Annotated in this window: 11 protein-coding genes, 1 tRNA gene and 1 pseudogene; 9 read left to right on the forward strand and 4 right to left on the reverse strand. The window is 67.8% G+C overall.

Features of this window, described 5'->3' with window-relative positions; genetic code table 11:
* The first annotated feature begins 21 nt into the window (after positions 1–21).
* The gene (locus GCU42_RS07770; protein ID WP_114226991.1) at positions 22–2,025 is read left to right on the forward strand and encodes a transglycosylase domain-containing protein; all 2,004 of its coding nucleotides are present in this window, start codon (positions 22–24) and stop codon (positions 2,023–2,025) included.
* 162 nt (positions 2,026–2,187) lie between these two features.
* Positions 2,188–2,361, forward strand: a complete 174-nt coding sequence (locus GCU42_RS07775; protein WP_114227778.1) for a Flp family type IVb pilin — start codon at positions 2,188–2,190, stop codon at positions 2,359–2,361.
* Positions 2,362–2,515: 154 nt separating this feature from the next.
* Here the strand turns inward: GCU42_RS07775 and GCU42_RS07780 are convergent.
* Together GCU42_RS07780 and GCU42_RS07785 are read right to left on the reverse strand one after the other, a co-directional pair.
* Positions 2,516–2,591, reverse strand: a tRNA-Ala gene (locus GCU42_RS07780).
* Between the two features lie 46 nt (positions 2,592–2,637).
* Positions 2,638–2,967, reverse strand: coding sequence for a TIGR02300 family protein (locus GCU42_RS07785; protein ID WP_114226992.1), 330 nt, complete (start codon positions 2,965–2,967; stop codon positions 2,638–2,640).
* 98 nt (positions 2,968–3,065) lie between these two features.
* On the opposite strand from GCU42_RS07785, the gene cmk reads away from it, so the two are divergent.
* The 3 genes from cmk (at position 3,066) to GCU42_RS07800 (ending at position 6,259) form a co-directional block, all read left to right on the forward strand.
* Positions 3,066–3,710 (forward strand): (d)CMP kinase, encoded by a 645-nt coding sequence (gene cmk / locus GCU42_RS07790; RefSeq protein WP_114226993.1) that lies wholly within the window; start codon positions 3,066–3,068, stop codon positions 3,708–3,710.
* A 10-nt stretch (positions 3,711–3,720) separates the two neighbouring features.
* A complete protein-coding gene (locus tag GCU42_RS07795) occupies positions 3,721–5,394 on the forward strand; it encodes a thiamine pyrophosphate-binding protein (RefSeq protein WP_114226994.1) in 1,674 nt (557 codons plus the stop codon).
* Positions 5,395–5,461: 67 nt separating this feature from the next.
* Entirely contained in the window at positions 5,462–6,259 is a 798-nt protein-coding gene (locus GCU42_RS07800) for a class I SAM-dependent methyltransferase (RefSeq protein WP_114226995.1), read from the forward strand.
* Between the two features lie 93 nt (positions 6,260–6,352).
* Here GCU42_RS07800 and GCU42_RS07805 read toward each other — a convergent pair whose 3' ends face one another.
* Together GCU42_RS07805 and thiS are read right to left on the reverse strand one after the other, a co-directional pair.
* Complete coding sequence (locus tag GCU42_RS07805; protein ID WP_114226996.1) at positions 6,353–7,009, reverse strand: hypothetical protein; 657 nt, start codon at positions 7,007–7,009, stop codon at positions 6,353–6,355.
* A pseudogene (gene thiS / locus GCU42_RS07810) lies at positions 7,009–8,020 on the reverse strand (sulfur carrier protein ThiS). The gene GCU42_RS07805 and the pseudogene thiS overlap by 1 nt, the downstream one beginning before the upstream one ends.
* A 38-nt stretch (positions 8,021–8,058) precedes the next feature.
* Here thiS and aroQ point away from each other — a divergent pair.
* The 4 genes from aroQ (at position 8,059) to GCU42_RS07835 (ending at position 12,847) form a co-directional block, all read left to right on the forward strand.
* Positions 8,059–8,490: a type II 3-dehydroquinate dehydratase gene (gene aroQ, locus GCU42_RS07820; protein ID WP_114227779.1), complete on the forward strand. Its 432-nt coding sequence runs from the start codon at positions 8,059–8,061 to the stop codon at positions 8,488–8,490.
* 37 nt (positions 8,491–8,527) lie between these two features.
* Entirely contained in the window at positions 8,528–9,019 is a 492-nt protein-coding gene (accB, locus tag GCU42_RS07825; protein WP_114227780.1) for an acetyl-CoA carboxylase biotin carboxyl carrier protein, read from the forward strand.
* Between the two features lies 1 nt (position 9,020).
* Positions 9,021–10,382: an acetyl-CoA carboxylase biotin carboxylase subunit gene (gene accC, locus GCU42_RS07830; protein WP_114226997.1), complete on the forward strand. Its 1,362-nt coding sequence runs from the start codon at positions 9,021–9,023 to the stop codon at positions 10,380–10,382.
* Between the two features lie 107 nt (positions 10,383–10,489).
* Entirely contained in the window at positions 10,490–12,847 is a 2,358-nt protein-coding gene (locus tag GCU42_RS07835) for a PAS domain-containing protein (RefSeq protein ID WP_152569501.1), read from the forward strand.
* Positions 12,848–12,894 lie beyond the last annotated feature (47 nt).

The raw sequence follows: 12,894 nt of genomic DNA on the forward strand, positions 1-12,894 counted from the left end.
CGAAGAGGTGTCGACGAGCGCATGGCTGACCGCGATTCTCCCTGGCTGAGCCGTGCCGGCACCCCGGTCGAGGAATTGCCCGATCCGTTCGCGCCCGAGGTCGAGTCGGAAGCACACGAGGCGCTGCCGCCGCGGCGGCGTCGCTGGCGCTGGCTGCGGTGGAGCCTGACCGCCTTCTTCGCGCTACTGCTGATCACGATCCTGTGGCTGGTGTTCACCGCCCCGCTCGGTCGCGCGCTCGAGCCGTTGCCGAGCCCGGCGATGCTGATCGTTTCGGCCGACGGCCAGCCGATCGCCCGCCGCGGCGCGATAAAGGAAGCGCCGGTCGCCGTCGCCAAGCTCACCAAATACACGCCGGCTGCCTTCGTCGCGATCGAGGACCGGCGCTTCTATTCGCACTGGGGGATCGATCCGCGCTCCATCGGGCGGGCGCTGCTCACCAACCTCCATGCCGGCGGCGTGCGCCAGGGCGGCAGCACGATCACCCAGCAGCTCGCCAAGACCAGCTTTCTGTCGGCCGACCGCAATTTGAAGCGCAAGGCGCAGGAGGTGATCATCGCCTTCTGGCTCGAGGCGTGGCTGACCAAGGACGAAATCCTCTCGCGCTATCTGTCGTCGGTCTATTTCGGCGACGGCGTCTACGGCCTGCGCGCCGCCGCGCATCACTATTTCGGGCGCGACCCCGAAAATCTGACGCTGGCGCAGTCGGCGATGCTCGCCGGCATGGTCCAGGCGCCGTCGCGACTGGCGCCGACCCACAATCTCGCCGCAGCGCAGAAGCGGTCGCGACTGGTGCTGCAGGAGATGGCGGACACCCACGTCATCACTATCGGCCGCGCCCGTGCCGCCGCCTCGGCCCGCCCGGTGATCGTCGACGCGAAGGTCCCAACCGGCACCTACTTCGCCGACTGGGTGGCGCCGCAAGCGGCCGACGCGGTCGCCGCCAATTTCGGTGAGGTGCGGGTCAACACGACGCTCGATTCGCGTCTGCAGCGGCTCGCCAGCCGCGCCGTCGCCAACGCCCAGATCGGCGGCGCGCAGGCGGCGCTGGTTGCGATGCGGCCCGACGGCCGGGTGGTCGCGATGGTCGGCGGCACCAGCTACAAAGCCTCGCCTTTCAACCGCGCGACCCAAGGGCGCCGCCAGCCGGGCAGCACCTTCAAATTGTTCGTTTACCTCGCCGCGTTGCGGGCGGGCTGGACCCCCGACAGCAAGTTGTCCGACACGCCGATCAAGATCGACGGCTGGTCGCCCGCCAATAGTGACGGCATCTATCGCGGCCCGATCACCATGAAGGAGGCCTTCGCTCGCTCGAGCAACGCCGCCTCGGTGCGCCTGTCGGAAGCGGTCGGTCGCCAGAACGTGCTGCGCGCCGCGCGCGACCTCGGCATTTCGACCCCCTTGCCCAATTCGCCCAGCGTCGCGCTCGGCACCGCCGGGGTCAGCTTGCTCGAGTTGACCAGCGCTTATGCCGCGGTGGCGAGCGGGCGCTATCCGGTCCACGCGCTTGGCCTGCCGCCGCAAGCAACGAAGGATGGCGGCGACAACAGTCAGCTCTCATCGCTCTTCTTTACCCAAGGCGGGCAGCTCGACCGCAACCGTGACTGGAAGCCGATGCTCGACCTGTTGTGGGCGGCGGCCAACGAGGGCACCGGCCGCCGCGCGGCACTGGCGACGCCGACGTTCGGCAAGACCGGGACCAGTCAGGACAATCGCGACGCATTGTTCGTCGGCTTCGCCGGCGACCTCGTGGTCGGGGTGTGGGTCGGGCGCGACGACAACAAGCCGATGGCGCATTCGATGAGCGGGGGCAGCGCGCCGGCGGCGATCTGGCGCTCGTTCATGGCGCCGGCGCTGGCGATCGACGGGCGCAACGCTTCGTCATTGCCTGGCGACTATCAGCCGCCGCAGCGCATCCCGCCGCCGCAGCGCAAGAGCCCGCTTCCAGCCGACTGGGACGTCGATCCGGGCCATTGGGTCGACGATGTGATGAAGAACGCGCAGCGCCTGTTGGACCGTCTATAATAGCGGGTTTGCGCGCCGAAAAATTCGTAAATGGAAATTAAGGAGCGCTTTTAACCGCTTATCAACGGTCGACTCGTAGAAACACTCCTGACCGACGGGCTCCTGATGGACCGCCGGTGGGGCCTCAAGGCCCAGGTGAGTGGAACTAGGAGACCGGACATGCTGAAGATTCTCAAGAAGATCCGTAAGAACGAAGAGGGTGCCACCGCGATCGAGTACGGCCTGATCGCCGCTCTGATCGCCGTTGCCTGCATCACCGCGCTGGGCGCGGTCGGCAACCAGCTGAGCACCACCTTCAAGGGTGTTTCGAACAGCCTGAGCGGCGCGAACTCGTAAGAGTTTCGCGAGCCACTGGCTCGAACAAGGGGCGGCGGCGTCGGAAGACGCCGCCGCCTTTTTGTTGTTCGAGCGAACGGCTCGTCCGAAGATTGAGTCACGAAACAAAAAGGCCGCCCGAGTGGGCGGCCTTTTTGTTCATCCATTAGAAGGATGGTGGAGCCGAGGGGGATCGAACCCCTGACCTTCGCAATGCCATTGCGACGCTCTCCCAGCTGAGCTACGGCCCCGTCCCCCGCGCCTTTAGGGATTTTGCGACGCGGGTCAAACCTCAAATCAGCTGTTCTCGTCGTCGTCCGCCGCGGTCTCCACGCCGAGGTCGTCGTCGCCGGTGCCGATATCGACTTCATCGTCGGCGCTCGGCTCCTCGTCCTCGTCGGGCAGCGCCAGATCCTCGGCACCCAGATCCTCGTCGGCATTCTGCTCGGGCGCGGCCTGCGCCGGGGCAGCCTCGAACGGTAGCGGCTGCTTGGACTTGAGCACGGGCTCGGGCGTAAAGGCGGTGCCGCAATGGATGCAGGTCACCGGATCGTCCTTTCCGAGGTCGTAGAAACGGGTCGAGCACTTGGGACAGGTGCGCTTGTGACCCCACTCGGGCTTCACCATGGAAAACTCCAATTATCATTGAGGCCCAAGGGCGGCAGGCCCGGACCAAATCGGGCGGCGCCTTGCCATAGCGGGGGGTGGCTGTCAAAGCCGCGCCCGTGCCGCAGCCCTCGCATTTCGTCATCGCCGTGGACGGTCCCGCAGCCAGCGGCAAGGGGACCATCGCCCGCGCGCTCGCCGCGCATTTCGGGCTGCCGCACATGGATACGGGGCTGCTCTACCGCGCGGTGGCGCTCAACCTGCTGCGCCGCGGGCTCGACCCCGACAGCGAGTTCGCCGCGCTGCGCGCCTGCGACGGGGTCGCCGGGCTGATGGGCGACGAGGAATTGCGCAGCGAGACGGTCGGCGGGATCGCCAGCCGCATCTCGACCTATCCGGGCGTTCGCGCAGCATTGCTCGAGCGCCAGCGCGATTTCGCCGCGCAGGCCGGCGGCGCGGTGCTCGACGGGCGCGACATCGGCACGGTGATCGCTCCGCAAGCGACGGCCAAGCTGTTTGTCACCGCCTCCGCCCAGGTCCGCGCCGAGCGGCGGCTGGCCGAACTCCAGGGCCGCGAAGTGAGCGCGCATCTCGCCGACGTCCTGCTCGACATCGAGGCGCGCGACGAGCGCGACAGCCATCGCTCGGCCGCGCCGCTTCGCCAGGCGGCGGACGCGATCCTGCTCGACACCAGCAAGCTCGATCGCGACGAGTCGGTGGCGGCGGCAATCCGGCTGGTTGAGGAGCGGCTGGCCGCGGTCTAGAGCCGGGGCCATGAGCGACACCTCCCCCGCCCGCACCGGCGGCCGCCTGCTGGTCGACCAGCTGGTCATCAACGGCTGCGACCGCATCTTCACCGTTCCGGGCGAAAGCTTCCTCGCGGTGCTCGACGCGCTGCACGACACGCCGGGCATCGAGACCGTGGTCTGCCGCCAGGAAGGCGGGGTCGCCTACATGGCTGACGCCGACGGCAAGCTGACCGGGCGCCCGGGCGTCGCGTTCGTCACCCGCGGCCCGGGCGCGACCAACGCCAGCGCGGGTGTCCATGTAGCCTTTCAGGATTCGACCCCGCTCATCATGTTCGTCGGCGACCTCGATCGCGGCGACAAGGATCGCGAGGGCTTTCAGGAAATCGACTTCCCCGCTTTCTTCGGCCCGATCGCCAAATGGGCGGCGCGGATCGACGACGCGCGGCGAATCCCCGAATATGTCGCCCGCGCCTATCGCGTCGCGACCAGCGGCCGGCCCGGACCGGTGGTGCTGGCGATCCCTGAGGACATGCTGCGCGACGAGGTCAGCGTGCCCGACCGCCCGCCCGTCCCGCCAGTGGTCGAGAGCCCCGACCCTGCCGCCATCGCCACGCTGTTCGAATTGCTCAAGGAAGCCGCCGCGCCGGTGGCGATCGTCGGGGGTGCCGACTGGAGCCCGTGCGCGGCGCATCACTTCGCAAACTTCGCGGCGCGCCACGGCATCCCCACCGCTGCCGCCTTCCGCCGCCAGGACGCGGTTTCCAACGACTGCCGGGTCTATGCCGGCAACCTCGGCTACGGACCCAACCCCAAGCTTCAGCAGCGCATCCGCGAGGCCGACCTGCTGCTGGTGGTCGGCGCCCGGCTCGGCGAGGCGACCACTGACGGCTACACGCTGATCACCCCCGACCATCCGGGGCAGACGATCGTCCACGTCCATCCCGATCCCAACGAGCTCGGCCGGGTCTATCACGCCGACCTGCCGATCGTCGGTGACATGGGTGAGTTCGCGCAGGCGATCGACGCATGGGCCGAGCCCGAGCTGGTCCGCTTCGGCGCCGGCGACGAGGCGCACGCCGAGTGGCTCGAGTGGAGCGAATCATCGCCGCGCGAAGGGGTGACCCTCGACCTCGGGCCATGCATCAAGCAGCTGCGCGAAGCGCTGCCGGCCGACACGATCGTCTGCAACGGCGCGGGCAATTTCTCGGGCTGGGTGCACCGCTACTGGCGCTACGGCGCGACCCCGACCCAGCTCGCGCCGACCAGTGGAACGATGGGCTATGGCCTCCCCGCCGCGGTCGCCGCCGCGCTTCGCTTCCGTGATCGGCAAGTGCTGTGCGTCGCGGGGGACGGCGACTTCCTGATGAACGGACAGGAGCTGGCGACCGCAGCGCAATATGGCGCCGACCTTCTCGTGCTGATCGTCGACAATGGCGCCTACGGCACCATCCGCATGCATCAGGAGCGCGACTATCCCGCGCGGCTATCGGCGACCACGCTCACCAATCCGGACTTCGCGGCGCTGGCGCGGGCATTCGGCGGCTGGGCGGCCACAGTCGAGCGGACCGAGGAATTCGGTCCCGCGCTGCAGGACGCGCTCGGCCGCAAGGGCATCCGCCTCCTCCACTGCAAGACCGACGTCGAGGTGATCAGCCACGCGACCACGGTGACCAAGTTGCGCGAGCGCGCCCGGACTTAAGTCTACTCGCAAGAACGGCAGAAAAGCGGTAGTTTCCTTCTTCTGACGTGAGAAAGGGGGCGAGTCGATGGCCACGACCGACACCGCGTTCGCGGGTGCGATCCCGGGCATTTACGACCGGCACATGGCGCCCCTGTTCTTCCTACCCTACGCCGCCGAAGTGGCGCGCCGAGTGGCGCGCTGGCAGCCGCGGCGGCTGCTTGAGACCGCCGCGGGGACTGGCATCGTGACAAGCGCGATCGTCCACGCCTGCCCTGACGCCGAGGTCGTTGCGACCGACCTCAACCCCGACATGCTGGCGGTCGCCAAGCGGCGGCTGTCGTCATCGCCGCACGTCTGCACGCAAGTCGCCGACATGCTCGACCTGCCGTTCGGCGACAGCCAGTTCGACACGGTGGTCTGTCAGTTCGGGATCATGTTCGTCCCCGACAAGGTGCGCGCCAACGCCGAGGCGCGGCGGGTGCTGGCCTCGGGCGGCCGCTACCATTTGGTGGTGTGGGACGGGCTCGAGCACAACCCGCTCTCGCGCCGGGTGCACGAGACGGTCGCCGCGCTACTGCCCGACGACCCGCCGCAATTCTTCGCCCGCACGCCGTTCGGCTATGGCGACCCGGCCGCGATCGAGCGCGACCTCATCGCCGCTGGCTTCACCGACATCGAGTTCGAAACGGTGGCGCTCGAAAGCCTGCCCGAGGCGACCCCTGAGGACGCCTCGCTCGGGATGATCGAAGGGTCGCCGCTGCGAGTTGAGTTGGAGGCGCGCGGCGACGGCTGGCTTGAAAAGGCCGAGGCGGCGGTGCGCCGGTCGCTCTCCGACGATTTCCCGCGCGCACTGTCGGCGCATGTGGTGACCGCCACCAGGTAAACCGAGCGGCGTATTTCGCTTGCGTCACCTGCGGTGGTCGAAGCCAAGCATTCATGAAGTAGCGTCATGTCCATTCGCAGACCTTCGATTTGGTCAGGCGAGGTTGAGCTCCAGCGCCTTGAGCATGACATTGTCCCACGCGTTGCCGGCCTTCCGGTTCGCCGGATCGGCGCGCATCCGGGCGAGGGATTCGGCGATCGCGGGATTGGCGGCGGCGCGCTCGGCGAGGTAGGCGCGGGCCTCGTCCTCGAGGCCGAGGGCGCAGGCGTAGATGAGGCCGTTGGCTGAGGTGAAGCCCTCATCCATGGAGCGCAGGACGTTGAGCGGATCGCGCATCCGCGCAAACCAGGGGAGAATGTCGGCGCGGACGATCGCCGCCGCCTCTGCGGCGATCGCCGGGCGGCTGGCGACATCGAGCGCATCCCAGCGAACGGTGTGGGGCGTCCCGGGGAACTTGATCTGGCGGGCGACGGTGAAGCGATCGTAGCGGGTCACGTTTGGCGGACGGTCGGGCCAGCGCGCTTTCCGGAAGCGGCTGATCGCGTCAGTTTCAAGGACGGCTGAAATTTCGAACCAGGCCTGCACATCGCGCCGGTTCCACTTGCTCGTCTGGCAGTGGATGACGTCGGTGAACGCGCCGTCGACACGCTTGATAGCAAAGCCGGGTTTGAGCGCAAAACCATCGCTCGCCAATTCGCGTGCGATCAGACCGAGCATCGCCTCCACGGCGTCGCGCGGCGCCTCGGTCATCAGATGAGGCCGGCGAGCGGGCTCGACGGGTCGGCGTAGCGGCGCTTGGCCATGCGCCCGGCGCGGTAGGCGAGGCGGCCGGCTTCGATCGCGGCCTTCATCGCGCGGGCCATCAGGATCGGGTCCTTTGCCTCGGCGATGGCGGTGTTCATTAGCACGCCGTCGCAGCCCAGTTCCATCGCCGCCGCCGCGTCGCTGGCGGTGCCAACGCCGGCGTCGACCAGCACCGGCACCTTCGATTGCTCGACGATGAGACGGATGGTGACCGGGTTCTGGACGCCGAGGCCCGAACCGATCGGTGCGCCCAGCGGCATGATGGCGACCGCGCCAGCGTCTTCGCAGCGGCGCGCCATGATCGGGTCGTCGGTGCAATAGACCATCACCTCAAATCCCTCCTTGGCGAGGAGTTCGGTCGCTCGGACGGTCTCGATCATGTCGGGGTAGAGCGTCTTGGCCTCGGCCAGCACTTCCAGTTTGACGAGGCTCCACCCGCCCGCCTCGCGCGCCAGCCGCAGCGTGCGGATCGCGTCCTCGGCGGTGAAGCAACCGGCGGTGTTGGGGAGGTAGGTGATCTGCTTAGGGTCAATGAAGTCCGACAGCATCGGCGCATTGGGATCGGACACGTTGACCCGGCGCACCGCGACCGTGACGATCTCCGCCCCCGAGGCGGCGACCGCGGCGGCGTTCTGCTCGAAGCTCTTATATTTGCCGGTGCCGACGATCAGCCGCGAGCGAAAGGTGCGGCCGGCAACGGTCCAGCTGTCGGGATCGATATTCTGCGGTGCGTTCAACTCAGCCTCCGCCAACGAAATGGACGATCTCATAGTCATCGCCGTCCTCGACCAGCACGTCGGCCAGTGTCGAGCGCGGCACGATGGCGAGGTTGCGCTCCACCGCGACCCGGGCGGGATCGAACCCGATCTCGCGGACCAGCCCGGCGACGGTGGTGCCGGCAGCGACGCGGCGGTGCTCGCCGTTGACGCTGATAGAGTGGGTTTCGGTCTCGCTCATTGACGGGGTCCATCTAGGTGGCGCAGGTCGGCGCGGCAATGCGCAAGATCCTCATCCTCAATGGCCCGAACCTCAACCTCCTCGGCACGCGCGAGCCCGCCGTCTACGGCTCGGACAGCCTCGACGACATCGGCGCGGCGCTGCACGCGCAGGCGGACGAATTGGGCGTCGCGGTCGAGCTGCGGCAATCCAACCATGAAGGGCATCTGATCGACTGGCTGCACGAAGCGCAGGCCGACGGCTGGCACGTCGTGCTGCTCAATGCCGGCGGTTTCACCCATACCTCGGTCGCCTTGCGCGATGCGGTGGCGGCGATCGCGACTCCGGTGATCGAAGTGCATCTGAGCAACCCGCAGGCGCGCGAGAGCTTCCGCCACCGCAGCCTGATTGCGGCGGTTTGCAAGGGGTCTATCAGTGGATTCGGCGCGCTTTCCTACCGGCTGGCACTGGACGCCGCCGCTCGGCTCTGACAGAGCGCCCGGCACCCAGTTACCGTAGGAAATGACCATGGCCGACGACAACGGCGATACCGGCAAGCAGATGCGCGTGGACAGCGCGCTGGTCCGCGAGCTGGCCGAGCTGCTTTCCGCCAACGAGCTCAGCGAGATCGAAGTCGAGGACGGCGATCGCAAGATCCGCGTCCGCCGCGAGCTGACCGCCGCAGCGCCGCTGATGATGGCCGCGCCCTCCCCGGTAGCCGCGGCTGCCCCGGCGGCGGCGCCTGCTGCTGGCACATCGGCGCCGGCCGAGAACGCCCTCCCCGCCGGCGAGGTGGTGAAGTCGCCGATGGTCGGGACCGCCTACCTCTCGGCCGAGCCGGGCTCCAAGCCGTTCGCCGCGCCCGGGGATACCGTCAACGCCGGCGACACGCTGCTGATCGTCGAGGCAATGAAGGTGATGAACCCGATCACCGCGCCGCGTGCCGGGCGGATCGTCCAGGTGATGGTCGCCAACGCCCAGCCGGTGGAGTTCGACCAGCCGCTCATCGTGATCGAATAAGATGGCCAAGATCACCAAGCTGCTGATCGCCAACCGCGGCGAGATCGCGCTGCGCATCCACCGCGCCTGCCACGAGCTGGGGATCAAGACCGTCGCGGTGCACTCGACCGCCGATGCCGACGCGATGCACGTCCGGCTGGCCGACGAAGCGGTGTGCATCGGGCCGCCGGCGGCGACCGACAGTTACCTCAACATCGCCAACATCATCTCGGCCGCCGAGATCACCCACGCCGACGCCATCCATCCCGGCTACGGCTTCCTGAGCGAGAATGCGCAGTTCGCCGAGATCGTCGAACTCCACAACATCATTTGGGTCGGGCCCAAGCCCGAGCATATCCGGGTGATGGGCGACAAGGTCGAGGCCAAGCGCACCGCCGCCAAGCTCGGCCTGCCGCTGGTCCCCGGCTCGCCCGGCCCGCTCGAGACGATCGAGGAGGCGCTGAGGATCGCCGAGGAGGTCGGCTATCCGGTTCTGATCAAGGCGGCGTCAGGCGGCGGCGGGCGGGGCATGAAGGTCGTGCCGAGCGCGGATCAGCTCGAAAGCCTGATGATGCAGGCGGCCTCCGAGGCCAAAGCGGCGTTCGGCGACGACACCGTCTACATGGAAAAATACCTCGGCGACCCGAAGCATATCGAGTTCCAGGTGTTTGGCGACGGCAACGGCGCCGCGGTGCACCTTGGCGAGCGCGACTGCTCGATCCAGCGTCGCCACCAGAAGGTGATCGAAGAAGCCCCCTCTCCCGTCATCAGCGCCGAACAACGCGCGGAAATGGGCGGGATCGTCGCCAGGGCGATGGCCGACATGGGCTATCGCGGCGCGGGCACGATCGAATTCCTCTACGAGGATGAGAAGTTCTACTTCATCGAGATGAACACCCGGCTCCAGGTCGAGCATCCGGTGACCGAAGCAATCACCGGCATGGACCTCGTCGCCGAGCAAATCCGGGTCGCGCAGGGCGAAGGCCTCAGCGTGACCCAGGACGAGGTGGTGCTGACTGGTCATGCGATCGAGTGCCGGATCAACGCCGAGGATCCCGAAACCTTCGTCCCCTCGCCGGGCCTGGTGAAGAACTATGTCGCGCCGGGCGGGATGAGCGTGCGGGTCGATAGCGGGCTGTACGTCGGCTATAAGGTGCCGCCTTATTACGACAGCATGATCGGCAAGCTGATCGTCAACGGCAAGGACCGCGACGAGTGCATCCGCCGCCTGTCGCGCGCGCTCGAGGAATTCGTGCTCGAGGGCATGAAAACCACGGTACCGCTGCACCAGCGGATTATCCGCACCGAGGACTTCGCGCGCGGCGACTATACCATCAAGTGGCTCGAGCGCTGGCTCGAGGAGCAGCGCGACGCCGCCGCCTGAGCTAAGGCGCGGTCGCTAAGCCGCTTTGTTCGCTCGGTAACTTTTCACCGCAGGCGGACCAAATAACGCATTGCAGCCGGCTCGATCCGGCATACACTGGCGTGGTTGTGAACAACGCATCGCCTGTGGCGGCCGACGGGGGGCCCGCGCAGCGTGAAGGTCCGGATGGGGCTGAGCGGCGCTCCACTCCGCTCGCCTTCGCGCTGCTGCTTGTCACCTATGAACTCTTTGCCTGGGCCGGGCACCGCTGGGTGATCGTGGCGGGCGCGGCGGCGCCGATCTGGCCGGCGGCGGGAATCGCGGTAGCAGGACTGGTGCTGGGCGGCCGGCGGCTGGCGCCAGCGGTGTTGCTTGGGGCGCTGGCTGGCGGCCTGCTGGCCTCGGTCGCGCAGCCGTGGTGGATTCAGTTGGCGCTGGCGGTCGGCAAAACCGCCGGAGCGTGGGCGGCGGCCGCCCTGATCGAGCGCTTCGCCCATCGTCGCTTCACCGAGCTGGCGCGGGTCCACGACGTACTGCTGTTGATCGCCGCGGCGATCCTGTCGAGCGCGGTGTCGACCGCGATCGGCGCAGGGGCGTTGCTCGTCACAGGCAGGTTGGCGGAGGTCGATCTGTGGCGCGTGGCCACCGCCTGGTTCTTCGGCGACGCGGTCGGCATTCTGATCATCACCGCGCTGATCCTCACCAACATACCCAATCCCCGTGCCGAGAAGTTGTTCAGCGGCTGGCGCTTGGCCAATCTGACGGGCGCCTTGCTCGCCGTGGCAGGGCTCTGTGCGCTGGTGTTCTTTTCAGGGCCTGCGGCACGCGCCTGGGCGATCTATCCCGCGCTCGGCTGGGTCGCGCTGGCGTTCCGGTCGCGCGGGGCGGCGCTAGGGCTTTTGATCGTCCTGGTGATGGCGAGCCTGGGCACGATGCTCGGCAAGGGGCCATTCGCTTTTAGCCAACTCGATCCTGGGCTGCTCTTGCTCCAGCAATATCTAGTGGTCACCGCGGCGACGACGCTGCTACTCGCCGCCGCTGTCGACGAACGCAACAGCGAAAGCCGGCTTTACCGCACCGTCGCCAACGAACTTGCCACCCGGCGCGAGCTGCAGCGGACGACTCGCCTGCTGACGATGATCGGCGATGCTGCGCCGATCTTCATCTACGCCAAGGATCGCGACGGCCGCTTCATTTACGCCAACCGCGAGCTGCTCGAGATGTATCGCAGGCCCTTGGGCGAGGTCATCGGTCGGACGGACCGCGACCTGATCGACTCGGCCGAGTCCGACACTTTCATCGCCAACGACCGGCGGATCATGGCCTCGGGCCGGTCCTGCGAGCTCGAGGAGGAGCTGACAATCGACGGCGAAGTCCGGGTCTTCTTCTCGATCAAGGCGCCGCTGCGTGGAGACGATGGCGCAATTACCGGGATTGTCGGCATCTCGACCGACGTCACCGATCGCCGCCACCAGCAACAGGAAGTCGAGCGGCTGGCGCGACGCGCGGAGATCGCTCAGCGCGGCGCGCGCTCGTCGCTCTACGAATATGATGTGCAGACCGACCGGGTTTCGCGAGATCCGGTGCTGGCCGAACTATGCGGCATCCTTCCGCACGAGCTAGGCCCCGCGCAGGCCGAGTGGGAGCGGCACATCCATCCCCACGACCTCGCTTCCTTTCGCTCGACGCTCGCGAGCGCACTCGACCGTTACGAAAGATTCGCACTCGATTATCGCGTCATCGGGCAGGGCGGCCGAATCACCTGGGTGCAGGATAGCGGCACGATTGTCCGCGACGAGAACGGGCAAGCGCAGCAGGTGATCGGCTTGGTCACCGACATCACCTCGCAGCGCAACGCCGACGAGCGCGAGCAATTGCTCGCGCGCGAGGTCGACCACCGCGCCAAGAATTTGCTGGCGGTGGTCCAGTCGGTGGTCCAGCTCACCCGCGCCGACGACAGCGAGCAGCTCAAGGCTGGGATCACCGGCCGCATCCAGTCGCTCGCCCGGGCGCACAGCCTGCTTGCCGAATCGCGCTGGGAAGGGGTCGAGTTGACCGCCCTCGCGCGCGAGGAAGTCGCCCCTTACGCGGAAGAGAGCGACGGGCGGATTACGCTGCAGGGGCCGCGGCTGACGCTGCGTCCGGCCGCGGCGCAAAGTATCGCACTGGTCCTGCACGAGTTGGCCACCAACGCCGCCAAATACGGCGCGCTGTCGGCGGACAGCGGGCGCATCGACCTGTCCTGGTGCATCGAGCCCGACGGTGGTCTACTGCTGGTCTGGCAGGAGCGCGGCGGACCGCCGGGGCCCGAGCAGCCGCCCAGCCGTTCGGGCTTCGGCTCGCGGTTGATCAAGGCAAGCGTCGAGCGGCAGCTGCGCGGAACGCTGGCCTACGACTGGGCGGCGAATGGATTGACCGTGACGATGACCATCGCGCCCGAATATGTCTCGCTCGGCGAGCGCGGCGACGACCTCGCGGCGAACTGAGGCCGGCGAAGCCTTTTGCGCCTGACCCGCGTTGGCTTGGGGCCTGC

Origin of the sequence: Sphingomonas ginsengisoli An et al. 2013 (assembly GCF_009363895.1) — a bacterium.
Taxonomy (GTDB): domain Bacteria; phylum Pseudomonadota; class Alphaproteobacteria; order Sphingomonadales; family Sphingomonadaceae; genus Sphingomicrobium; species Sphingomicrobium ginsengisoli.